Below are 19,716 nucleotides of genomic sequence, written 5' to 3'. Positions count from 1 at the left end.
AGCCATGCCACGTTCTCTCAAGAAAGGTCCTTTTATTGACCTGCACTTGCTGAAGAAGGTAGAGAAAGCGGTGGAAAGCGGAGACAAGAAGCCCCTGCGCACTTGGTCCCGTCGTTCAACGATCTTTCCTAACATGATCGGTTTGACCATCGCTGTCCATAATGGTCGTCAGCACGTTCCAGTCTTTGTTACCGACGAAATGGTTGGTCACAAACTGGGTGAATTCGCACCGACTCGTACTTATCGCGGCCACGCTGCTGATAAAAAAGCGAAGAAGAAATAAGGTAGGAGGAAGAGATGGAAACTTTAGCTCAACATCGCCATGCTCGTTCTTCTGCTCAGAAGGTTCGCCTTGTTGCTGACCTGATTCGCGGTAAGAAAGTGTCGCAGGCCCTGGACATCCTGACCTATACCAACAAGAAAGCTGCGGTATTGGTCAAGAAAGTACTGGAATCTGCCATTGCTAACGCTGAACACAACGATGGCGCTGACATCGACGATCTGAAAGTCGCGAAAATTTTCGTAGATGAAGGCCCAAGCATGAAGCGCATTATGCCGCGTGCGAAAGGTCGTGCAGATCGCATCCTGAAGCGCACCAGCCACATTACTGTGGTTGTGTCCGATCGCTGAGACTCTGGAGACTAGCAATGGGTCAGAAAGTACATCCTAATGGTATTCGCCTGGGTATTGTAAAACCATGGAACTCTACCTGGTTTGCGAACACCAAAGAATTCGCTGACAACCTGGACAGCGATTTTAAAGTACGTCAGTACCTGACTAAGGAACTGGCTAAAGCGTCTGTATCTCGTATCGTTATCGAGCGTCCAGCGAAGAGCATCCGTGTGACTATTCACACTGCTCGTCCTGGCATCGTTATCGGTAAGAAAGGCGAAGACGTGGAAAAACTGCGCAAGGTCGTAGCGGATATCGCTGGCGTTCCTGCACAGATCAATATCGCTGAAGTTCGTAAGCCTGAACTGGACGCTAAATTGGTTGCTGATAGCATCACTTCACAGCTGGAACGTCGTGTTATGTTCCGTCGTGCTATGAAGCGTGCTGTACAGAACGCAATGCGTCTGGGCGCTAAAGGTATTAAAGTTGAAGTTAGCGGCCGTCTGGGCGGCGCGGAAATCGCACGTACCGAATGGTACCGTGAAGGTCGCGTACCGCTGCACACTCTGCGTGCTGACATCGACTACAACACCTCTGAAGCGCACACCACTTACGGTGTAATCGGCGTTAAGGTATGGATCTTCAAAGGTGAGATCCTGGGTGGTATGGCTGCTGTTGAACAACCGGAAAAACCGGCTGCTCAACCTAAAAAGCAGCAGCGTAAAGGCCGTAAATAAGGAGCGTCGCTGATGTTACAACCAAAGCGTACAAAATTCCGTAAAGTGCACAAAGGCCGCAACCGTGGTCTGGCGCAGGGTACGGATGTTAGCTTCGGCACTTTCGGTCTGAAAGCTGTTGGCCGTGGTCGTCTGACTGCACGTCAGATCGAAGCAGCACGTCGTGCAATGACCCGTGCAGTTAAGCGTCAAGGTAAGATTTGGATCCGTGTATTCCCGGACAAACCGATCACCGAGAAGCCGCTGGAAGTTCGTATGGGTAAAGGTAAAGGTAACGTGGAGTACTGGGTTGCCTTGATCCAACCGGGCAAAGTCCTTTATGAAATGGACGGTGTTCCGGAAGAGCTGGCCCGTGAAGCCTTCGGCCTGGCAGCAGCGAAACTGCCTATCAAAACCACCTTTGTAACTAAGACGGTGATGTAATGAAAGCAAAAGAGCTGCGTGAAAAAAGCGTTGAAGAGCTGAACGCTGAGCTGCTGAACCTGCTGCGTGAGCAGTTCAACCTGCGTATGCAGGCTGCAAGTGGCCAGCTGCAACAGACTCACCTGCTGAAGCAAGTGCGTCGCAATGTTGCACGCGTTAAGACTTTACTGACTCAGAAGGCGGGTGCGTAATGACCGATAAAATCCGTACTCTGCAAGGTCGTGTTGTTAGCGACAAAATGGAGAAATCCATTGTTGTAGCTATCGAACGTATTGTGAAACACCCGATCTACGGTAAATTCATCAAGCGTACGACCAAACTGCACGTACATGACGAGAACAACGAATGTGGTATCGGCGACAAGGTTGAAATCCGTGAATGCCGCCCACTGTCTAAGACTAAGTCCTGGACGCTGGTTCGCGTTGTAGAGAAAGCGGTTCTGTAATACAGTACGCCTTCTCAATACGAATAAACGGCTCAGCGATGAGCCGTTTATTTTTTCTACCCATATTGCAGAAGCGGTGTTATAATGCCGCGCCCTCGATATGGGGCTTTTTAACGGCTCTGATTTTAGAGTCTCAGGTAGTAGTTGACATTAGCGGAGCACTAAAATGATCCAAGAACAGACTATGCTGAACGTCGCCGACAACTCCGGTGCACGTCGCGTAATGTGTATCAAGGTTCTGGGTGGCTCGCACCGTCGCTACGCAGGCGTAGGCGACATCATCAAGATCACCATCAAGGAAGCAATTCCACGTGGTAAGGTCAAAAAAGGTGATGTGCTGAAGGCGGTAGTGGTGCGCACCAAGAAGGGTGTTCGTCGCCCTGACGGTTCTGTCATTCGCTTCGATGGTAATGCATGCGTTATTTTAAACAATAACAGCGAGCAGCCTATCGGCACGCGTATCTTTGGGCCGGTAACTCGTGAACTTCGTACTGAGAAGTTCATGAAAATTATCTCTCTGGCACCAGAAGTACTCTAAGGAGCGAATCATGGCAGCGAAAATCCGTCGTGATGACGAAGTTATCGTGTTAACCGGTAAAGATAAAGGTAAACGCGGTAAAGTAAAAAATGTTCTGTCTTCCGGCAAACTTGTCGTTGAAGGTATCAACCTGGTTAAGAAACATCAGAAGCCGGTTCCGGCCCTGAACCAACCAGGTGGCATCGTTGAAAAAGAAGCTGCTATTCAGGTTTCTAACGTTGCAATCTTCAATGCGGCTACCGGCAAGGCTGACCGTGTAGGCTTTAGATTCGAAGACGGCAAAAAAGTCCGTTTCTTCAAGTCTAACAGCGAAACTATCAAGTAATTTGGAGTAGTACGATGGCGAAACTGCATGATTACTACAAAGACGAAGTAGTTAACAAACTCATGACTGAGTTTAACTACAATTCTGTCATGCAAGTCCCTCGGGTCGAGAAGATCACCCTGAACATGGGTGTTGGTGAAGCGATCGCTGACAAGAAACTGCTGGATAACGCAGCAGCTGACCTGACAGCAATCTCCGGTCAAAAACCGTTGATCACCAAAGCACGCAAATCTGTTGCAGGCTTCAAAATCCGTCAGGGCTATCCGATCGGCTGTAAAGTAACTCTGCGTGGCGAACGCATGTGGGAGTTCTTTGAGCGCCTGATCACTATTGCTGTTCCACGTATCCGTGACTTCCGTGGCTTGTCCGCTAAGTCTTTCGACGGTCGTGGTAACTACAGCATGGGTGTCCGTGAGCAGATCATCTTCCCAGAAATCGACTACGATAAAGTCGACCGCGTGCGTGGTTTGGATATTACCATTACCACTACTGCGAAATCTGACGAAGAAGGCCGTGCTCTGCTGGCTGCCTTTGACTTCCCGTTCCGCAAGTAAGGTAGGGTTACTGAATGGCTAAGCAATCAATGAAAGCACGCGAAGTAAAGCGCGTAGCTTTAGCTGATAAATTCTTCGCTAAACGCGCTGAACTGAAAGCGATCATTTCTGATGTGAACGCTTCCGACGAAGATCGTTGGAATGCGGTTCTCAAGCTGCAGTCTCTGCCGCGTGATTCCAGCCCGTCTCGTCAGCGTAACCGCTGTCGTCAAACAGGTCGTCCACATGGTTATGTGGGCAAGTTTGGGTTGAGCCGTATCAAACTGCGTGAAGCCGCTATGCGCGGTGAAGTGCCAGGCTTGAAAAAGGCTAGCTGGTAATTACCAATTGAATCACGGGAGTAAAGACAGATGAGCATGCAAGATCCGATCGCGGATATGCTGACCCGTATCCGTAACGGTCAGGCCGCGAACAAAGTTGCGGTCACCATGCCTTCCGCCAAGCTGAAAGTGGCAATTGCCAACGTGCTGAAGGAAGAAGGTTTTATCGAAGATTTTAAAGTTGAAGGCGACACCAAGCCGGAACTGGAACTTACTCTCAAGTATTTCCAGGGTAAAGCTGTTGTAGAAAGCATTCAGCGTGTCAGCCGCCCAGGCCTGCGCATCTATAAGAAAAAAGATGAGCTGCCAAAAGTTATGGCTGGTCTTGGTATCGCAGTTGTTTCTACCTCTAAAGGTGTTATGACTGATCGTGCAGCGCGCCAGGCTGGTCTTGGTGGCGAAATTATCTGCTACGTAGCCTAATCGGAGGAAAGAATGTCTCGTGTTGCTAAAGCACCGGTCGTTATTCCTGCCGGCGTTGATGTAAAAATCGACGGTCAGGTTATTACGATCAAAGGTAAAAACGGCGAGCTGACTCGTACCCTCAACAAAGCTGTTGAAGTTAAACATGCAGATAACGCTCTGACCTTCGGTCCACGTGATGGTTTCGTGGATGGATGGGCTCAGGCTGGTACCGCGCGTGCCCTGCTGAACTCAATGGTTGTTGGTGTTACCGAAGGCTTCACTAAAAAGCTTCAGCTGGTTGGTGTAGGTTATCGTGCAGCTATCAAAGGGAATGCAGTAGGCCTGTCTCTGGGCTTCTCACACCCTGTTGAGCATCCGCTGCCGGCCGGTATCACTGCAGAATGTCCGACTCAAACTGAAATCGTGCTGAAAGGCGCTGATAAACAGCTGATCGGTCAGGTTGCAGCAGATCTGCGCGCCTACCGTCGTCCTGAGCCTTACAAAGGCAAGGGTGTTCGTTACGCCGACGAAGTCGTGCGTACCAAAGAGGCTAAGAAGAAGTAAGGTAACACTATGGATAAGAAATCTGCTCGTATCCGTCGTGCGACCCGCGCACGCCGCAAGCTCAAAGAGCTGGGTGCAACTCGCCTGGTGGTACATCGTACCCCGCGTCATATTTACGCACAGGTAATTGCACCGAACGGTTCTGAAGTTCTGGTAGCTGCTTCTACTGTAGAAAAAGCTATCTCAGAACAATTGAAGTACACCGGTAACAAAGACGCCGCTGCAGCTGTAGGTAAAGCTGTTGCTGAACGCGCTCTGGAAAAAGGTATCAGCAATGTTTCCTTTGACCGTTCCGGGTTCCAATATCATGGTCGTGTCCAGGCACTGGCAGATGCTGCCCGTGAAGCTGGCCTTCAGTTCTAAGGTAGAGGTGTAAGATGGCTCACATCGAAAAACAGGCTGGCGAACTGCAGGAAAAGCTGATCGCGGTAAACCGCGTATCTAAAACCGTCAAAGGTGGTCGTATTTTCTCCTTCACAGCTCTGACTGTAGTAGGCGATGGTAACGGTCGCGTTGGTTTTGGTTACGGTAAAGCGCGTGAAGTTCCAGCAGCGATCCAGAAAGCGATGGAAAAAGCCCGTCGCAATATGATTAACGTCGCGCTGAACAACGGCACCCTGCAGCACCCAGTTAAAGGTGTTCACACGGGTTCTCGTGTATTCATGCAGCCAGCTTCAGAAGGTACCGGTATCATCGCCGGTGGTGCAATGCGCGCCGTTCTGGAAGTTGCTGGGGTTCATAACGTTCTGGCCAAAGCATATGGTTCCACCAACCCGATTAACGTGGTTCGTGCAACTATTGATGGCCTGGAAAATATGAATTCTCCAGAAATGGTCGCTGCCAAGCGTGGTAAATCCGTTGAAGAAATTCTGGGGTAATTGACCATGGCAAAGACTATTAAAATCACTCAAACCCGCAGTGCAATCGGTCGTCTGCCGAAACACAAGGCAACGCTGCTTGGCCTGGGTCTGCGTCGTATTGGTCATACCGTTGAGCGCGAGGATACTCCTGCTGTTCGTGGTATGGTCAACGCGGTTTACTTCATGGTTAAAGTTGAGGAGTAAGAGATGCGTTTAAATACTCTGTCTCCGGCCGAAGGCTCTAAAAAGGCGGGTAAACGCCTGGGTCGTGGTATCGGTTCTGGCCTCGGCAAAACCGGTGGTCGTGGTCACAAAGGTCAGAACTCTCGTTCTGGCGGTGGCGTACGTCGCGGTTTCGAGGGTGGCCAGATGCCACTGTACCGTCGTCTGCCGAAGTTCGGCTTCACCTCTCGCAAAGCAGCGATCACAGCGGAAATCCGTCTGTCTGACCTGGCGAAAGTTGAAGGCGGCGTTGTAGACCTGAACACGCTGAAAGCAGCAAACATTATCGGTATCCAGATTGAGTTCGCGAAAGTGATCCTGGCTGGTGAAGTTTCTACTCCGGTAACTGTTCGTGGCCTGCGTGTTACTAAAGGTGCTCGTGCTGCTATCGAAGCTGCTGGCGGTAAAATTGAGGAATAAGTAGCAGATGGCTAAGCAACCGGGATTAGATTTTCAAAGTGCCAAAGGTGGATTTGGCGAGCTGAAACGCAGACTGCTGTTTGTTATCGGCGCGCTGATTGTGTTCCGTATTGGCTCTTTTATTCCGATCCCTGGTATCGATGCCGCTGTACTTGCCAAACTGCTTGAGCAACAGCGAGGCACCATCATTGAAATGTTCAACATGTTCTCTGGTGGTGCTCTCAGCCGTGCTTCTATCTTCGCATTGGGTATTATGCCGTACATTTCGGCATCAATTATCATCCAGCTGCTGACGGTCGTTCATCCGGCCCTGGCAGAGTTGAAGAAAGAAGGGGAGTCTGGACGTCGTAAGATTAGTCAGTACACCCGTTACGGTACTCTGGTGCTGGCAATATTCCAGTCGATCGGTATTGCTACCGGTTTGCCGAATATGCCTGGTATGCAGGGCCTGGTGTTAAACCCGGGCTTTGCATTCTACTTCACCGCTGTTGTAAGTCTGGTCACAGGGACTATGTTCCTGATGTGGCTCGGCGAACAGATTACTGAGCGTGGTATCGGTAACGGTATCTCAATCATTATCTTCGCCGGTATTGTTGCGGGCCTCCCGCCAGCCATCGCCCATACTATCGAGCAAGCGCGTCAAGGCGACCTGCACTTCCTCCTGTTGCTGTTGGTTGCAGTATTAGTATTTGCAGTGACGTTCTTTGTTGTCTTCGTTGAACGTGGTCAACGCCGCATTGTGGTGAACTACGCTAAACGTCAGCAGGGTCGTCGTGTCTATGCTGCACAGAGCACACATTTACCGCTGAAAGTGAACATGGCGGGGGTTATCCCGGCTATCTTCGCTTCCAGTATTATTCTGTTCCCGGCGACCATCGCGTCATGGTTCGGGGGCGGTACTGGTTGGAACTGGCTGACAACAATTTCGCTGTATTTGCAGCCTGGGCAACCACTTTATGTGTTACTCTATGCGTCTGCGATCATCTTCTTCTGTTTCTTCTACACGGCGTTGGTTTTCAACCCGCGTGAAACAGCAGATAACCTGAAGAAGTCCGGTGCATTTGTACCAGGAATTCGTCCGGGAGAGCAAACGGCGAAGTATATCGATAAAGTAATGACTCGCCTGACTTTGGTTGGTGCGCTTTATATTACTTTTATCTGCCTGATCCCGGAGTTCATGCGTGATGCAATGAAAGTACCGTTCTACTTCGGTGGGACCTCACTGCTTATCGTTGTTGTCGTGATTATGGACTTTATGGCTCAAGTGCAAACTCTGATGATGTCCAGTCAGTACGAGTCTGCATTGAAGAAGGCGAACCTGAAAGGCTACGGCCGCTAAATGGTCGCCTGAGAAGTTACGGAGAGTAAAAATGAAAGTTCGTGCTTCCGTCAAGAAATTATGCCGTAACTGCAAAATCGTTAAGCGTGATGGTGTCATCCGTGTGATTTGCAGTGCCGAGCCGAAGCATAAACAGCGCCAAGGCTGATTATTTCGCATATTTTTCTTGCAAAGTTGGGTTGAGCTGGCTAGATTAGCCAGCCAATCTTTTGTATGTCTGTACGTTTCCATTTGAGTATCCTGAAAACGGGCTTTTCAGCATGGTGCGTACATATTAAATAGTAGGAGTGCATAGTGGCCCGTATAGCAGGCATTAACATTCCTGATCAGAAACATGCTGTGATCGCATTAACTTCGATCTACGGCGTCGGCAAGACCCGTTCTAAAGCCATTCTGGCTGCAGCGGGTATCGCTGAAGATGTTAAGATCAGTGAGCTGTCTGAAGAACAAATCGACACGCTGCGTGACGAAGTTGCCAAATTTGTCGTTGAAGGTGATCTGCGCCGTGAAATCAGCATGAGCATCAAGCGCCTGATGGATCTTGGTTGCTATCGCGGTTTGCGTCATCGTCGTGGTCTGCCAGTGCGCGGTCAGCGTACTAAGACCAACGCACGTACCCGTAAGGGTCCGCGCAAACCGATCAAGAAATAATCGGGGTGATTGAATAATGGCAAAGGCACCAGTTCGTGCACGTAAACGTGTAAGAAAACAAGTCTCTGACGGCGTGGCTCATATCCATGCTTCTTTCAACAACACCATCGTTACTATTACTGATCGTCAGGGTAACGCATTGGGTTGGGCAACAGCCGGTGGTTCCGGTTTCCGTGGTTCTCGCAAATCCACTCCGTTCGCAGCTCAGGTTGCAGCAGAGCGTTGTGCAGAAGCCGTAAAAGAATACGGCATCAAGAATCTGGAAGTTATGGTTAAAGGTCCGGGTCCGGGTCGTGAATCTACTGTTCGCGCTCTGAACGCCGCTGGTTTCCGCATCACGAATATTACTGATGTGACTCCGATCCCTCATAACGGTTGTCGTCCGCCGAAAAAACGTCGCGTATAACGCTCCGTTTTTTAGGTTAGTTGGAGATAGAAAATGGCAAGATATTTGGGTCCTAAGCTCAAGCTGAGCCGTCGTGAGGGCACCGACTTATTCCTTAAGTCTGGCGTTCGCGCGATCGATACCAAGTGTAAAATTGAACAAGCTCCTGGCCAGCACGGTGCGCGTAAACCGCGTCTGTCTGACTATGGTGTGCAGCTGCGTGAAAAGCAAAAAGTTCGCCGTATGTACGGTGTGCTGGAGCGTCAGTTCCGTAACTACTATAAAGAAGCAGCACGTCTGAAAGGCAACACAGGTGAAAACCTGCTGGCTCTGCTGGAAGGTCGTCTGGACAACGTTGTATACCGTATGGGCTTCGGCGCTACTCGTGCTGAATCACGTCAGCTGGTTAGCCACAAAGCAATCATGGTAAACGGTCGTGTTGTTAACATCGCTTCTTATCAGGTTAAAGCGAATGACGTTGTTAGCATTCGTGAGAAAGCGAAAAAGCAATCTCGCGTGAAGGCCGCTCTGGAGCTGGCTGAGCAGCGTGAAAAGCCAACCTGGCTGGAAGTTGATGCTGGCAAGATGGAAGGTACGTTCAAGCGTCAGCCAGAACGTTCTGATCTGTCTGCGGACATTAACGAACACCTGATCGTCGAGCTTTACTCCAAGTAAAGCTTAGTACCAAAGAGAGGACACAATGCAGGGTTCTGTGACAGAGTTTCTAAAACCGCGCCTGGTAGATATCGAGCAAGTGAGTTCGACGCACGCCAAGGTGACCCTTGAGCCTTTAGAGCGTGGCTTTGGCCATACTCTGGGTAACGCACTGCGCCGTATTCTGCTCTCATCGATGCCGGGTTGCGCGGTGACCGAGGTTGAGATTGATGGTGTACTTCATGAGTACAGCACCAAAGAAGGCGTTCAGGAAGATATCCTTGAAATCCTGCTCAACCTGAAAGGGCTGGCGGTGAGAGTTCAGGGTAAAGATGAAGTTATTCTTACTCTGAATAAATCTGGCATTGGCCCTGTGACTGCAGCCGACATCACCCACGACGGTGATGTTGAAATCGTCAAGCCGCAGCACGTGATCTGCCACCTGACCGATGAGAACGCAGCGATTAGCATGCGTATCAAAGTTCAGCGCGGTCGTGGTTATGTGCCGGCTTCTGCCCGAATTCATTCGGAAGAAGATGAGCGCCCAATCGGCCGTCTGCTGGTCGACGCATGCTATAGCCCTGTAGAGCGTATTGCCTACAATGTTGAAGCAGCGCGTGTAGAACAGCGTACCGACCTGGACAAGCTGGTCATCGAAATGGAAACCAATGGCACAATCGATCCTGAAGAGGCGATTCGTCGTGCGGCAACCATCCTGGCAGAACAACTGGAAGCTTTCGTTGACTTACGTGATGTACGTCAGCCGGAAGTGAAAGAAGAGAAACCAGAATTCGATCCGATCCTGCTGCGCCCTGTTGACGATCTCGAATTGACTGTCCGCTCTGCTAACTGCCTCAAGGCAGAAGCTATCCACTATATCGGTGATCTGGTACAGCGTACCGAGGTTGAGTTGCTGAAAACGCCGAACCTGGGTAAAAAATCTCTTACTGAGATTAAAGACGTGCTGGCTTCACGTGGTCTGTCTCTGGGCATGCGCCTGGAAAACTGGCCACCGGCAAGCATTGCTGACGAGTAACCGGATCACAGGTTAAGGTTTTACTGAGAAGGATAAGGTCATGCGCCATCGTAAGAGTGGTCGTCAACTGAACCGCAACAGCAGCCATCGCCAGGCTATGTTCCGCAACATGGCAGGTTCACTGGTTCGTCATGAGATCATCAAGACGACCCTGCCTAAAGCGAAAGAGCTGCGTCGCGTAGTTGAGCCGCTGATTACTCTTGCCAAGACTGACAGCGTTGCTAATCGTCGTCTGGCATTCGCCCGTACTCGTGATAACGAGATCGTGGCAAAACTGTTTAACGAACTGGGCCCGCGTTTCGCGAGCCGTGCCGGTGGTTACACTCGCATTCTGAAGTGTGGTTTCCGTGCAGGCGACAACGCGCCGATGGCTTACATCGAGCTGGTTGATCGTTCAGAGAAAGCAGAAGCTGCTGCAGAGTAATCTGCAGTAACGTAAAAAAACCCGCTTCGGCGGGTTTTTTTATATCCGCGATATCCCCACTTCTCTACAATGTCTGTATCAATTCTGTTCATCCCCAGGAGCCGGTAATGTGGTTGCTCGACCAGTGGGCAGAACGCCATATTCGCGATGCCCAAAAAAAAGGTGAATTCGACGATCTCCCGGGAAGCGGCGAGCCCCTTGTGCTTGACGATGATTCGCATATAGCGCCTGAGCTACGGGCTGGATACCGTTTACTGAAAAATGCCGGCTGTCTCCCTCCGGAGCTCGAACAGCGCAGAGAGGCTGTAGCACTGGCCGATCTTCTCAAAGGGATCCGTAATGACGATCCACGATACGCTGAACTTAGCCGCCACCTCACCCTGCTTGAACTCAAGCTGCGCCAGGCAGGGATTAACACTGATTTTCTGCGCGGTGAATACGGCCAAAGATTGATGCAGAAAATAAACGAGGAGTAGTTATGTACCGTATTGGTGAACTTGCGAAGCTTGCGAACGTCACGCCGGATACCATCCGGTATTACGAAAAGCAGCAGATGATCGATCATGAAGTTCGTACAGAAGGAGGCTTTCGCCTTTATACCGATAACGACCTACAGCGACTACGGTTTATTCGTTATGCGCGTCAGCTCGGCTTCACGCTGGATTCGATCCGTGAGTTATTATCGATCCGCATCGATCCGGAGCATCACACCTGTCAGGAATCTAAAAGCATTGTGCAGGCCCGGCTGGATGAAGTTGAAGCACGCATTCAGGAATTGCAAACCATGCAGCGCTCTCTGCAAAGGCTGAATGATGCCTGCTGCGGGACGGCCCACAGCAGTATTTACTGTTCAATTCTCGAAACCCTTGAACAGGGAGCGAGTGGAGAAAAACAGGGCTGTTGATTTTTAGTTCATCCGGGTCTAGACTCCCGTCGTCATAAACCCTGCTCTGGAGACATTATGAGCCGCTATCAGCATACGAAAGGACAAATAAAGGACAATGCCATTGAGGCGTTACTTCACGACCCGTTATTCAGGCAGCGCGTTGAGAAGAACAAAAAAGGGAAAGGAAGTTATCTGCGTAAAGACAAACATGAAAAACGGGGTAACTGGGAGGCCAGTGGCAAGCAAGCGAATCGCTTATTTACCACTGGCCTTCCTGCTTTTATCTATTGATTAGACGCGGTTATTCTGTTCTTTTAACAGATCGCGGATCTCACTCAGCAGCACTTCCTCTTTAGTTGGCGCAGGTGTTGCAGCTGGCTCTTCTTTTTTACGGTTGAGCCTGTTGATTAGCTTGATGGCCATAAAAATGGCAAACGCGACAATCACAAAATCAAATACGTTCTGAATAAATACGCCATAGTGCATTACTACTGCTGGAACATCACCCTGCGCTTCACGCAGCGTGAACGCGAACTGTTTGAAATCTATGCCGCCGATTAACAACCCTAAAGGTGGCATGATAATGTCGGCCACCAATGATGAAACAATCTTGCCGAATGCTGCACCAATAATGACACCCACTGCCAAATCCACCACGTTTCCGCGCATCGCAAATTCGCGAAATTCTTTAATAAAACTCATTGTTCTCTCCTTGTGCCAGCTGACGAGTTTAAGTTTAACAAATGATTAGCCAATTGCCATTCGGGATAATTAAACATTATGAAAAATAGAAGGCACAGAAATGGAAAGGATAAAGTAAGGGTGCTCTTACTCGAGCACCCAATCCTTTAAAGGAAGAATGGACTTGGCTGGAATAAACGTTCGACGTCGGTAATAAATTTTTTATCGGTAAGGAACATAATAACGTGATCGCCTTGCTCAATCCGTAAATTATCATTGGCAATCATGACATCATTCCCGCGCACAACGGCGCCGATAATCGTGCCTGGCGGCAGTTTAATTTCGTCGATCGAACGGCCGACGACTCGAGACGTCGTTTCATCTCCATGAGCTACGGCTTCGATGGCTTCCGCTACGCCACGGCGGAGCGATGACACACCGACAATATCCGCTTTACGAACATGGCTCAGGAGCGCGGAAATTGTCGCCTGCTGAGGGGAAATGGCAATGTCAATAACGCTGCCCTGAACCAGATCGACATATGCCTTGCGCTGAATAAGCACCATGACTTTTTTGGCCCCCATGCGCTTCGCTAGCATGGCGGACATTATATTCGCCTCGTCGTCGTTGGTGACGGCAATAAAGAGATCAACCTGATCAATATGCTCTTCAGCCAGCAACTCCTGATCAGATGCATCACCATAAAATACGATCGTATTTTGCAGTTTTTCCGCCAGTTCAGCAGCACGCTGTTGATCGCGCTCGATCAACTTCACGCTGTAATCTTTTTCCAGCCTATGTGCCAGACCGGCACCGATATTGCCGCCGCCGACCAGCATAATGCGTTTATAGGGTTTTTCGAGGCGCTGAAGTTCACTCATTACCGCACGAATATGCTGTGAGGCCGCAATAAAGAAGACCTCATCACCGGCTTCGACAATCGTGGAACCTTGCGGGCGAATTGGCCTGTCGTGACGGAAAATAGCTGCGACGCGCGTATCGATATGCGGCATGTGCTCGCGCATGGTGGAAAGCGCATTGCCGATCAATGGTCCGCCGTAATAGGCCTTAACCACTGCCAGACTCACTTTGCCCTCGGCAAAGTTCACTACCTGCAGTGCTCCCGGATATTCGATCAGGCGATAGATATTGTCGATAACCAGCTGTTCTGGCGCGATGAGGTGGTCAATGGGGACCGCTTCGGAATTAAACAGTTTTTCAGCATCGCGAACATAGTCCGGAGAACGAATACGCGCAATTCGGTTTGGCGTGTTGAAAAGCGAGTAGGCCACCTGACAGGCCACCATATTGGTTTCGTCAGAACTGGTTACCGCAACCAGCATGTCGGCATCGTCGGCGCCCGCCTCACGAAGAACGCGTGGGTGCGAACCATGACCCTGCACCACGCGCAGGTCAAATTTGTCCTGCAAGACGCGCAGACGATCGCCATTGGTATCAACAATCGTGATGTCGTTGTTTTCGCCAACAAGGTTTTCCGCCAGCGTTCCGCCCACCTGTCCTGCACCCAGAATGATAATCTTCATATCTCGTGACCTGTTCTCAACATCACTCTTTGATTAGCTTAGCGTAAAAGAAGCCATCACCTTCTTCTGCACCCGGCAGGTTCTGCAGACCTGGGGATTCAGGCGTCCCCGTATCGCGCAGCGCGGCGTCCGGAGTACGTTTAAGGAAGGCCGCGATTTGCTGGCTGTTTTCTTCCGGCAGTACGGAGCAAGTCGCATAGACCAGCGTTCCGCCAGGTTTCAGATGCGGCCAAATGGCGTCGAGAATGTCGGATTGCAGTTGGGCAAGTTCCTTAATATCACGATCGCGGCGTAGCCACTTGATGTCCGGATGACGACGAATAACACCGGTTGCAGAGCACGGGGCATCCAGCAAGATGCGATCGAACTGGGTTTCACCACACCATTCTACGGGCTTGCGTCCATCGCCTTGCTTAACCTGAGCCTTCATGCCCAGACGCTTAAGGTTGTCGTAGACGCGTGAGAGGCGCTGTTCATCGACGTCCACTGCCATCACGATGGCCTGCGGAGCCACTTCAAGAATATGCGTCGTTTTGCCCCCAGGCGCGGCGCACAGATCGAGGATCTGCTCACCATTTTTGGGTTCAAGCCAGGTCATGCAACCCTGAGCCGAGGCATCCTGTACGGTTACCCAGCCTTCATCAAAACCGGGTAATGCATGTACCGGTGCCGGTGATGCCATGCGTACTGCATCCGGATAGGCTTCATGCGGGAATCCACTCATTCCAGCTTCTTCAAGTAATGCCAGCCATTCGTCACGAGTGTGGTGATTACGATTCACGCGTAACCACATTGGCGGACGCTGGTTGTTTGCATCGGCAATCTCCTGCCACTGCTGTGGATAAGCTTTTTTCAGGCGCTTCAACAGCCAATCCGGGTGCAGGAAACGCGCTTCGCTTTGGGCAAATTCAGCAAGAAGCTCTTCCTGCTGTCTCTGGAACTGACGCAGTACGCCGTTGATCAGTCCTTTCAGCTGAGGACGTTTAATCGCAACGGCGCCTTCCACCGTCTCAGCCAGCGCGGCATGAGGTGGGATGCGGGTATGAATAAGCTGATAAAAACCCACCATAATCAAATAGTGTACGCTGCGCTGCTTGCCTGTCATTGGGCGTGACATCAGCTTGTTTATCAACCACTCAAGCTGAGAAAGTGTGCGCAGAACGCCAAAGCAGAGCTCCTGAAGCAGGGCTTTGTCTTTATCAGATACTTTTTGTTGCAGGGAAGGCAGGACGTTACTTAAGGACTGGCCCTGCTCGATAACCTGCTCAACGGCCTGAGCCGCCATGCTGCGTAGATTTTGTTTTTTCATAACCGTAAAAATAAAAATGCCCGGAAACACCGGGCCTTATGAATAAATTTGCTCAGGCGAGACGATTGCCCGGAATAAACCATTCGCGACGGGAATTTAACAGATCCTGAACGCTCATGGCCTTCTTACCGGCCGGTTGTAGCGATTCAAGATTCAGGATCCCTTGCGCGGTCGCCACCTGGATCCCGTTCTTGTTGGCGTCAATAATCGTACCGGGTTCAGCTGTGGTAGTACCGCTAATGACGGAGGCTTTCCAGACTTTCACTGGCTGCTCATCAATCTCCATCCAGCTCATTGGCCACGGATTAAAAGCGCGAATGCAGCGTTCAAGTTGAGCGGCTGACAGGGACCAGTCGATCCGCGCTTCTTCTTTGCTCAGTTTTTCGGCATAAGTCACCAGCGCGTCATCTTGAACTTCCGGTTTCGCCGTATTGTCAGCAAGCTGCTGGAGCGTCTCGATAAGCCCTTGTGGACCAAGGTCTGCCAGTTTGTCATACAGCGTGGCGCTGGTATCGTCTGACGTAATGGGGCAGGCCAGTTTATACAGCATATCGCCGGTGTCTAAACCTACGTCCATCTTCATGATGGTAACGCCCGTTTCGGCATCACCCGCCCACAGCGAGCGCTGGATTGGTGCAGCACCACGCCAGCGTGGGAGCAGAGATCCATGCACGTTAATGCACCCCAGGCGAGGCATATCAAGCACCGTTTTCGGCAGAATTAAACCGTAAGCCACCACCACCATTACGTCAGCATTCAGGTCAGCAACCAACTGCTGATTTTCCTGTGGGCGCAACGATGCGGGCTGGAAAACCGGTAGCCCATTCTCTTCTGCCAGCACTTTTACTGGGCTCGGCATCAGTTTTTTGCCGCGACCAGCAGGACGGTCTGGCTGGGTAAAGACGCCAACAACCTGGTGACCAGACGATAACAGCGCGTCAAGATGACGCGCTGCAAAATCAGGGGTTCCCGCGAAGATAATACGTAGTGTTTTAGACACGATGATCCTTGTATCCGGGGGGACGTTATGCGCGAGAACGCAAACGATCCAGTTTTTCTACTTTTTGACGAATACGCTGCTGTTTCAGCGGCGAGAGGTAATCGATAAACAGTTTACCGACCAGGTGATCCATCTCATGCTGAATACAAATCGCCAGCAGGTCGTCTGCTTCCAGTTCGAACGGATTACCGTCACGATCCAGCGCGCGAATTTTCACTTTTTCGGCACGCGGAACTAAAGCACGCTGTTCAGGAATGGACAGACAGCCTTCCTCAATACCGGTTTCGCCACTCTTTTCGAGCAGCTCAGGGTTGATCAGCACCAGACGCTCATCGCGATTTTCGGAAACATCAATCACGATAATACGCTTGTGAATGTCCACCTGCGTCGCCGCCAGGCCAATGCCTTCTTCGGCGTACATGGTATCGAACATATCATCAACGATACGCTGGATTTCTGCATTCACTTCTTTGACCGGTTCAGCGACGATGCGAAGGCGCTCGTCCGGAATATGTAACACTTGCAAAACTGCCATAAATTTCCAGAGTCGTGTTCAGTAGTTGATAAGAATACTCTCTCTATTCTAGACAAATCCCCCATCGATTGACAGCATCAGTGACCAATCGCAATGATTGCACAGGCCGCTTATGGCAGGGGAAAGGATGACGTCTAACGAGATATGGCTACGGCTAGTTCACACTGGGTCGCTGTGTGGTGATGTAATGCTGGAAGCGGCTGCGCGACTGCAGAAGCAGGAACACCTCAACGTGCTCGTGGCCAGAAACGCCGGGCTGACAGCAAAGCAGACTGAACGCTTCTTTGCACTTGATGAGAGCGAGCTGGAACGTAGCCTTATGTGGCTTGAGCAGCCGGGACATCATTTATTAACGGCCAACCATCCCCTTTATCCCCCTTTGCTCCGCACGATCCCTGATTATCCCGGGGCATTATTCGTAAAAGGTAACCCTGAGACGCTTAATACGGTTCAACTGGCGGTGGTAGGTAGCCGTGCGCCGTCGTGGTACGGCGAGCGATGGGGGAAAATCCTGTGCGAACAACTGTCACAAAGCGGTTTCACGATCACCAGCGGGCTGGCCTGTGGTATTGACGGCGTAGCCCACAGCGCGGCGCTGTCAGTTAAAGGACGAAGTGTAGCGGTGCTGGGGAACGGTCTTTTTAGCATTTATCCACGCAGGCATCAGGCACTGGCGATGCGGCTTATCGAATCTGACGGCGCGATAGTGTCTGAGTTTCCGCTTTCCGCACAGCCCAGGCCGGCAAACTTTCCGCGTCGTAATCGAATTATCAGTGGGCTTAGCAAAGGCGTGCTGGTGGTTGAAGCGGCGCGCCGAAGCGGTTCGCTGGTCACGGCGCGATGCGCGCTCGAACAGGGGAGAGAAGTCTTCGCCTTGCCTGGTCCGATAGGTAATCCCGGATGCGAGGGGCCCCACTGGCTGATTAAGCAAGGGGCAACGCCGGTAACGGAAGTAGGAGATATTCTTGAAAATTTGCAATATGGGTTGCAATGGCTGCAGGAAGATCCCGAAAAGCGACAATATTCATCAGATCAGGGAAAGGTGGCATTGCCATTTCCCAAGCTCCTGGCTAACGTAGGAGATGAGGTAACACCTGTTGACGTTGTCGCTGAACGTGCCGGCCAACCTGTGCCAGTAACGGTAGCACAGCTACTCGAACTGGAGTTAGCAGGGTGGATCGCAGCTGTACCCGGCGGCTATGTCCGATTAAGGAGGGCATGCCATGTTCGACGTACTGATGTATTTGTTTGAGACTTACATCCATAACGAAGCAGAAATGCGAGTGGATCAGGACAAATTGACACAGGATCTTACCGATGCGGGGTTTGAGCGGGAAGATATCTATAATGCGTTGATGTGGCTGGAAAAACTGGCTGATTATCAGGAAGGCCTCGCCGAACCGATGCAGCTTGCTTCTGACCCATTGTCAGTACGCATTTATACAGCGGAAGAGTGTGAAAGGCTGGACGCCAGCTGCCGGGGGTTCATCTTATTCCTTGAGCAGATTCAGGTGCTGAACCTCGAAACGAGAGAAATGGTGATAGAGCGCGTCATGGCGCTGGATACAGCAGAATTTGAACTGGAAGATCTCAAGTGGGTGATCCTGATGGTTCTGTTTAATATCCCGGGCTGTGAAAACGCCTATCAGCAAATGGAAGAATTACTCTTTGAAGTGAATGAAGGTATGCTGCACTAATTCAATGTGCAGCACCAAGAGTTGTTATGGCCAAATCAGCACTATTCACGGTGCATAAAAACGAGCCCTGCCCGCAGTGCGGGGCTGAACTTGTTATTCGGTCCGGGAAACACGGCCCGTTTCTCGGTTGTTCACACTATCCGGAATGTGATTATGTCCGTCCCCTGAAAAACCAGGCGGATGGACATATCGTTAAAATTCTGGAGGGGCAGTATTGCCCACTCTGCGGTGGTGAATTAGCCCTGCGGCAGGGGCGTTTCGGCATGTTTATTGGATGTAGCCGCTACCCGGAATGTGAGCATACGGAACAAATTGATAAGCCTGATGAAACGGCAATTGCGTGCCCTCAGTGTCAGCGCGGGCAGTTGGTACAGCGCCGCTCCCGTTATGGTAAGACTTTCCATTCGTGCGATCGCTACCCTGAATGCCAGTTCGTTATCAATTTTAAACCGGTAGCGGGAACCTGCCCTCATTGCAATTATCCGCTACTTATAGAGAAGAAAACCGCGCAAGGCATGAAACGCTTCTGCGCCAGTAAACAATGTGGAAAGCCGGTTACGGCGGATCAAAATAGTGAATAATAACCTGCCATCAGGCTCCATTGCGCATGCAGTGGACGTACTGAAAAATGAAGAAGTCATCGCCTATCCAACTGAAGCTGTTTTTGGGGTCGGTTGCGATCCTGACAGCGAGACGGCTGTGAGCCGTTTGCTTGCCTTAAAACAAAGACCCGTCGAGAAAGGGCTGATTTTGATCGCTGCGAATTATGAGCAGCTTAAACCCTATATCGATGACTCCATGCTGACGCCGGCGCAGCGCGAGACTATCTTCTCCGCGTGGCCTGGACCGGTGACCTTCGTCTTCCCGGCGCAGCCGACAACGCCTCGCTGGTTAACCGGACGTTTTGATTCCCTCGCCGTTCGCGTAACTGACCATCCGCTGGTGGTTGAGCTTTGCCTGGCATTTGGTAAACCGCTAGTCTCAACCAGCGCCAACCTGACCGGATTGCCACCTTGTCGGACAACCGAAGAAGTACTGGCGCAGTTCGGGAATGACTTCCCTGTTGTTGTCGGTGAAACGGGGGGGCGCCTGAATCCGTCTGAAATTCGCGACGCTTTGACCGGCGAACGTTTTCGCCAGGGGTAATCTC

At 51.0% G+C, this 19,716-nt stretch carries 34 protein-coding genes and 1 pseudogene; 30 read left to right on the top strand and 5 right to left on the bottom strand.

Features of this window, described 5'->3' with window-relative positions; all coding sequences use genetic code 11:
* Positions 1–4: 4 nt before the first annotated feature.
* The 26 genes and pseudogenes from rpsS to KGP24_RS21295 all read left to right on the top strand — a co-directional run bounded on the left by rpsS (position 5) and on the right by KGP24_RS21295 (position 12,156).
* A complete protein-coding gene (rpsS, locus tag KGP24_RS21420; RefSeq protein ID WP_001138117.1) occupies positions 5–283 on the top strand; it encodes a 30S ribosomal protein S19 in 279 nt (92 codons plus the stop codon).
* Between the two features lie 14 nt (positions 284–297).
* A complete protein-coding gene (gene rplV, locus KGP24_RS21415; protein WP_002919773.1) occupies positions 298–630 on the top strand; it encodes a 50S ribosomal protein L22 in 333 nt (110 codons plus the stop codon).
* A 17-nt stretch (positions 631–647) separates the two neighbouring features.
* Positions 648–1,349 (top strand): 30S ribosomal protein S3, encoded by a 702-nt coding sequence (rpsC, locus tag KGP24_RS21410; protein WP_000529945.1) that lies wholly within the window; start codon positions 648–650, stop codon positions 1,347–1,349.
* A 12-nt stretch (positions 1,350–1,361) separates the two neighbouring features.
* Positions 1,362–1,772, top strand: a complete 411-nt coding sequence (gene rplP, locus KGP24_RS21405) for a 50S ribosomal protein L16 (RefSeq protein WP_002919759.1) — start codon at positions 1,362–1,364, stop codon at positions 1,770–1,772.
* On the top strand, positions 1,772–1,963 hold the full coding sequence (gene rpmC / locus KGP24_RS21400) for a 50S ribosomal protein L29 (RefSeq protein WP_003863282.1): 192 nt from the start codon (positions 1,772–1,774) through the stop codon (positions 1,961–1,963). Before rplP ends, rpmC begins: the two co-directional genes overlap by 1 nt.
* The gene (gene rpsQ / locus KGP24_RS21395) at positions 1,963–2,217 is read left to right on the top strand and encodes a 30S ribosomal protein S17 (protein WP_008503489.1); all 255 of its coding nucleotides are present in this window, start codon (positions 1,963–1,965) and stop codon (positions 2,215–2,217) included. Before rpmC ends, rpsQ begins: the two co-directional genes overlap by 1 nt.
* 166 nt (positions 2,218–2,383) lie before the next feature.
* Positions 2,384–2,755: a 50S ribosomal protein L14 gene (gene rplN / locus KGP24_RS21390; RefSeq protein ID WP_002919748.1), complete on the top strand. Its 372-nt coding sequence runs from the start codon at positions 2,384–2,386 to the stop codon at positions 2,753–2,755.
* Positions 2,756–2,765: 10 nt separating this feature from the next.
* On the top strand, positions 2,766–3,080 hold the full coding sequence (rplX, locus tag KGP24_RS21385; protein WP_003863287.1) for a 50S ribosomal protein L24: 315 nt from the start codon (positions 2,766–2,768) through the stop codon (positions 3,078–3,080).
* 14 nt (positions 3,081–3,094) lie between these two features.
* A complete protein-coding gene (gene rplE / locus KGP24_RS21380; protein ID WP_001096206.1) occupies positions 3,095–3,634 on the top strand; it encodes a 50S ribosomal protein L5 in 540 nt (179 codons plus the stop codon).
* Positions 3,635–3,648: 14 nt separating this feature from the next.
* A complete protein-coding gene (gene rpsN / locus KGP24_RS21375) occupies positions 3,649–3,954 on the top strand; it encodes a 30S ribosomal protein S14 (RefSeq protein ID WP_003863291.1) in 306 nt (101 codons plus the stop codon).
* 30 nt (positions 3,955–3,984) lie between these two features.
* Complete coding sequence (gene rpsH / locus KGP24_RS21370; protein ID WP_006178918.1) at positions 3,985–4,377, top strand: 30S ribosomal protein S8; 393 nt, start codon at positions 3,985–3,987, stop codon at positions 4,375–4,377.
* Between the two features lie 12 nt (positions 4,378–4,389).
* A complete protein-coding gene (gene rplF, locus KGP24_RS21365; RefSeq protein ID WP_003863296.1) occupies positions 4,390–4,923 on the top strand; it encodes a 50S ribosomal protein L6 in 534 nt (177 codons plus the stop codon).
* Between the two features lie 9 nt (positions 4,924–4,932).
* Positions 4,933–5,286 (top strand): 50S ribosomal protein L18, encoded by a 354-nt coding sequence (rplR, locus tag KGP24_RS21360; RefSeq protein WP_003863297.1) that lies wholly within the window; start codon positions 4,933–4,935, stop codon positions 5,284–5,286.
* A 14-nt stretch (positions 5,287–5,300) separates the two neighbouring features.
* Positions 5,301–5,801 (top strand): 30S ribosomal protein S5, encoded by a 501-nt coding sequence (gene rpsE, locus KGP24_RS21355; protein ID WP_003863299.1) that lies wholly within the window; start codon positions 5,301–5,303, stop codon positions 5,799–5,801.
* Positions 5,802–5,807: 6 nt separating this feature from the next.
* Entirely contained in the window at positions 5,808–5,987 is a 180-nt protein-coding gene (rpmD, locus tag KGP24_RS21350; RefSeq protein ID WP_003863301.1) for a 50S ribosomal protein L30, read from the top strand.
* 3 nt (positions 5,988–5,990) lie between these two features.
* Positions 5,991–6,425, top strand: coding sequence for a 50S ribosomal protein L15 (gene rplO, locus KGP24_RS21345; RefSeq protein WP_003863304.1), 435 nt, complete (start codon positions 5,991–5,993; stop codon positions 6,423–6,425).
* A gap of 7 nt (positions 6,426–6,432) precedes the next feature.
* Positions 6,433–7,764, top strand: coding sequence for a preprotein translocase subunit SecY (gene secY, locus KGP24_RS21340; RefSeq protein ID WP_003863305.1), 1,332 nt, complete (start codon positions 6,433–6,435; stop codon positions 7,762–7,764).
* Between the two features lie 31 nt (positions 7,765–7,795).
* The gene (gene rpmJ, locus KGP24_RS21335) at positions 7,796–7,912 is read left to right on the top strand and encodes a 50S ribosomal protein L36 (protein ID WP_000868187.1); all 117 of its coding nucleotides are present in this window, start codon (positions 7,796–7,798) and stop codon (positions 7,910–7,912) included.
* A gap of 146 nt (positions 7,913–8,058) precedes the next feature.
* Positions 8,059–8,415, top strand: coding sequence for a 30S ribosomal protein S13 (gene rpsM, locus KGP24_RS21330; RefSeq protein WP_003863308.1), 357 nt, complete (start codon positions 8,059–8,061; stop codon positions 8,413–8,415).
* Between the two features lie 16 nt (positions 8,416–8,431).
* Positions 8,432–8,821 (top strand): 30S ribosomal protein S11, encoded by a 390-nt coding sequence (rpsK, locus tag KGP24_RS21325; protein WP_003863312.1) that lies wholly within the window; start codon positions 8,432–8,434, stop codon positions 8,819–8,821.
* Positions 8,822–8,854: 33 nt separating this feature from the next.
* On the top strand, positions 8,855–9,475 hold the full coding sequence (gene rpsD / locus KGP24_RS21320; RefSeq protein ID WP_004868345.1) for a 30S ribosomal protein S4: 621 nt from the start codon (positions 8,855–8,857) through the stop codon (positions 9,473–9,475).
* 25 nt (positions 9,476–9,500) lie between these two features.
* Entirely contained in the window at positions 9,501–10,490 is a 990-nt protein-coding gene (gene rpoA, locus KGP24_RS21315; RefSeq protein ID WP_002919219.1) for a DNA-directed RNA polymerase subunit alpha, read from the top strand.
* A gap of 40 nt (positions 10,491–10,530) precedes the next feature.
* Positions 10,531–10,914: a 50S ribosomal protein L17 gene (rplQ, locus tag KGP24_RS21310; protein ID WP_001216368.1), complete on the top strand. Its 384-nt coding sequence runs from the start codon at positions 10,531–10,533 to the stop codon at positions 10,912–10,914.
* A gap of 107 nt (positions 10,915–11,021) precedes the next feature.
* A complete protein-coding gene (locus KGP24_RS21305) occupies positions 11,022–11,390 on the top strand; it encodes a DUF1992 domain-containing protein (protein WP_223561727.1) in 369 nt (122 codons plus the stop codon).
* 2 nt (positions 11,391–11,392) lie between these two features.
* Positions 11,393–11,818: a Zn(2+)-responsive transcriptional regulator gene (gene zntR / locus KGP24_RS21300; RefSeq protein ID WP_223561726.1), complete on the top strand. Its 426-nt coding sequence runs from the start codon at positions 11,393–11,395 to the stop codon at positions 11,816–11,818.
* Positions 11,819–11,875: 57 nt separating this feature from the next.
* Positions 11,876–12,156: pseudogene (locus tag KGP24_RS21295) on the top strand (alternative ribosome-rescue factor A).
* Here KGP24_RS21295 and mscL read toward each other — a convergent pair.
* The 5 genes from mscL to def form a co-directional block, all read right to left on the bottom strand.
* Positions 12,092–12,502: a large-conductance mechanosensitive channel protein MscL gene (gene mscL / locus KGP24_RS21290; RefSeq protein ID WP_223561725.1), complete on the bottom strand. Its 411-nt coding sequence runs from the start codon at positions 12,500–12,502 to the stop codon at positions 12,092–12,094. The pseudogene KGP24_RS21295 and the gene mscL sit on opposite strands and share 65 nt — an antisense overlap.
* Positions 12,503–12,648: 146 nt before the next feature.
* Positions 12,649–14,025, bottom strand: a complete 1,377-nt coding sequence (gene trkA / locus KGP24_RS21285; protein ID WP_008503482.1) for a Trk system potassium transporter TrkA — start codon at positions 14,023–14,025, stop codon at positions 12,649–12,651.
* A 22-nt stretch (positions 14,026–14,047) separates the two neighbouring features.
* Complete coding sequence (rsmB, locus tag KGP24_RS21280; RefSeq protein ID WP_223561724.1) at positions 14,048–15,334, bottom strand: 16S rRNA (cytosine(967)-C(5))-methyltransferase RsmB; 1,287 nt, start codon at positions 15,332–15,334, stop codon at positions 14,048–14,050.
* A gap of 52 nt (positions 15,335–15,386) precedes the next feature.
* A complete protein-coding gene (gene fmt / locus KGP24_RS21275) occupies positions 15,387–16,334 on the bottom strand; it encodes a methionyl-tRNA formyltransferase (RefSeq protein WP_223561723.1) in 948 nt (315 codons plus the stop codon).
* Positions 16,335–16,359: 25 nt separating this feature from the next.
* Positions 16,360–16,869, bottom strand: coding sequence for a peptide deformylase (gene def, locus KGP24_RS21270; protein WP_006812188.1), 510 nt, complete (start codon positions 16,867–16,869; stop codon positions 16,360–16,362).
* A gap of 127 nt (positions 16,870–16,996) precedes the next feature.
* Here def and dprA point away from each other — a divergent pair, with 127 nt between their 5' ends.
* Genes dprA through tsaC form a run of 4 tightly spaced genes read left to right on the top strand, consistent with a single transcriptional unit; the run spans position 16,997 to position 19,712 of the window.
* The gene (dprA, locus tag KGP24_RS21265; protein ID WP_223561722.1) at positions 16,997–18,121 is read left to right on the top strand and encodes a DNA-protecting protein DprA; all 1,125 of its coding nucleotides are present in this window, start codon (positions 16,997–16,999) and stop codon (positions 18,119–18,121) included.
* Entirely contained in the window at positions 18,093–18,566 is a 474-nt protein-coding gene (gene smg, locus KGP24_RS21260) for a DUF494 family protein Smg (RefSeq protein WP_008503477.1), read from the top strand. The genes dprA and smg overlap by 29 nt, the downstream gene beginning before the upstream one ends.
* Before the next feature lie 26 nt (positions 18,567–18,592).
* Complete coding sequence (locus KGP24_RS21255; RefSeq protein WP_223561721.1) at positions 18,593–19,147, top strand: topoisomerase DNA-binding C4 zinc finger domain-containing protein; 555 nt, start codon at positions 18,593–18,595, stop codon at positions 19,145–19,147.
* On the top strand, positions 19,140–19,712 hold the full coding sequence (gene tsaC, locus KGP24_RS21250) for an L-threonylcarbamoyladenylate synthase type 1 TsaC (protein ID WP_223561720.1): 573 nt from the start codon (positions 19,140–19,142) through the stop codon (positions 19,710–19,712). Before KGP24_RS21255 ends, tsaC begins: the two co-directional genes overlap by 8 nt.
* The last annotated feature ends 4 nt before the right edge of the window (positions 19,713–19,716 follow it).

The sequence above is a fragment of the Enterobacter sp. JBIWA008 genome (assembly GCF_019968765.1).
Classification (GTDB): domain Bacteria; phylum Pseudomonadota; class Gammaproteobacteria; order Enterobacterales; family Enterobacteriaceae; genus Enterobacter.
This window is presented reverse-complemented; position numbering and strand designations above follow the sequence as displayed.

Excerpts from the sequence above, each read along its gene's own strand:
- rpsS (WP_001138117.1), top strand. The coding sequence starts at position 5 with ATGCCACGTTCTCTCAAGAAAGGTCCTTTTATTGACCTGCACTTGCTG.
- rplV (WP_002919773.1), top strand. The coding sequence starts at position 298 with ATGGAAACTTTAGCTCAACATCGCCATGCTCGTTCTTCTGCTCAGAAG.
- rpsC (WP_000529945.1), top strand. The coding sequence starts at position 648 with ATGGGTCAGAAAGTACATCCTAATGGTATTCGCCTGGGTATTGTAAAA.
- rplP (WP_002919759.1), top strand. The coding sequence starts at position 1,362 with ATGTTACAACCAAAGCGTACAAAATTCCGTAAAGTGCACAAAGGCCGC.
- rpmC (WP_003863282.1), top strand. The coding sequence starts at position 1,772 with ATGAAAGCAAAAGAGCTGCGTGAAAAAAGCGTTGAAGAGCTGAACGCT.
- rpsQ (WP_008503489.1), top strand. The coding sequence starts at position 1,963 with ATGACCGATAAAATCCGTACTCTGCAAGGTCGTGTTGTTAGCGACAAA.
- rplN (WP_002919748.1), top strand. The coding sequence starts at position 2,384 with ATGATCCAAGAACAGACTATGCTGAACGTCGCCGACAACTCCGGTGCA.
- rplX (WP_003863287.1), top strand. The coding sequence starts at position 2,766 with ATGGCAGCGAAAATCCGTCGTGATGACGAAGTTATCGTGTTAACCGGT.
- rplE (WP_001096206.1), top strand. The coding sequence starts at position 3,095 with ATGGCGAAACTGCATGATTACTACAAAGACGAAGTAGTTAACAAACTC.
- rpsN (WP_003863291.1), top strand. The coding sequence starts at position 3,649 with ATGGCTAAGCAATCAATGAAAGCACGCGAAGTAAAGCGCGTAGCTTTA.
- rpsH (WP_006178918.1), top strand. The coding sequence starts at position 3,985 with ATGAGCATGCAAGATCCGATCGCGGATATGCTGACCCGTATCCGTAAC.
- rplF (WP_003863296.1), top strand. The coding sequence starts at position 4,390 with ATGTCTCGTGTTGCTAAAGCACCGGTCGTTATTCCTGCCGGCGTTGAT.
- rplR (WP_003863297.1), top strand. The coding sequence starts at position 4,933 with ATGGATAAGAAATCTGCTCGTATCCGTCGTGCGACCCGCGCACGCCGC.
- rpsE (WP_003863299.1), top strand. The coding sequence starts at position 5,301 with ATGGCTCACATCGAAAAACAGGCTGGCGAACTGCAGGAAAAGCTGATC.
- rpmD (WP_003863301.1), top strand. The coding sequence starts at position 5,808 with ATGGCAAAGACTATTAAAATCACTCAAACCCGCAGTGCAATCGGTCGT.
- rplO (WP_003863304.1), top strand. The coding sequence starts at position 5,991 with ATGCGTTTAAATACTCTGTCTCCGGCCGAAGGCTCTAAAAAGGCGGGT.
- secY (WP_003863305.1), top strand. The coding sequence starts at position 6,433 with ATGGCTAAGCAACCGGGATTAGATTTTCAAAGTGCCAAAGGTGGATTT.
- rpmJ (WP_000868187.1), top strand. The coding sequence starts at position 7,796 with ATGAAAGTTCGTGCTTCCGTCAAGAAATTATGCCGTAACTGCAAAATC.
- rpsK (WP_003863312.1), top strand. The coding sequence starts at position 8,432 with ATGGCAAAGGCACCAGTTCGTGCACGTAAACGTGTAAGAAAACAAGTC.
- rpsD (WP_004868345.1), top strand. The coding sequence starts at position 8,855 with ATGGCAAGATATTTGGGTCCTAAGCTCAAGCTGAGCCGTCGTGAGGGC.
- rpoA (WP_002919219.1), top strand. The coding sequence starts at position 9,501 with ATGCAGGGTTCTGTGACAGAGTTTCTAAAACCGCGCCTGGTAGATATC.
- rplQ (WP_001216368.1), top strand. The coding sequence starts at position 10,531 with ATGCGCCATCGTAAGAGTGGTCGTCAACTGAACCGCAACAGCAGCCAT.
- KGP24_RS21305 (WP_223561727.1), top strand. The coding sequence starts at position 11,022 with ATGTGGTTGCTCGACCAGTGGGCAGAACGCCATATTCGCGATGCCCAA.
- zntR (WP_223561726.1), top strand. The coding sequence starts at position 11,393 with ATGTACCGTATTGGTGAACTTGCGAAGCTTGCGAACGTCACGCCGGAT.
- mscL (WP_223561725.1), bottom strand. The coding sequence starts at position 12,502 with ATGAGTTTTATTAAAGAATTTCGCGAATTTGCGATGCGCGGAAACGTG.
- trkA (WP_008503482.1), bottom strand. The coding sequence starts at position 14,025 with ATGAAGATTATCATTCTGGGTGCAGGACAGGTGGGCGGAACGCTGGCG.
- rsmB (WP_223561724.1), bottom strand. The coding sequence starts at position 15,334 with ATGAAAAAACAAAATCTACGCAGCATGGCGGCTCAGGCCGTTGAGCAG.
- def (WP_006812188.1), bottom strand. The coding sequence starts at position 16,869 with ATGGCAGTTTTGCAAGTGTTACATATTCCGGACGAGCGCCTTCGCATC.
- dprA (WP_223561722.1), top strand. The coding sequence starts at position 16,997 with ATGACGTCTAACGAGATATGGCTACGGCTAGTTCACACTGGGTCGCTG.
- smg (WP_008503477.1), top strand. The coding sequence starts at position 18,093 with ATGTTCGACGTACTGATGTATTTGTTTGAGACTTACATCCATAACGAA.
- KGP24_RS21255 (WP_223561721.1), top strand. The coding sequence starts at position 18,593 with ATGGCCAAATCAGCACTATTCACGGTGCATAAAAACGAGCCCTGCCCG.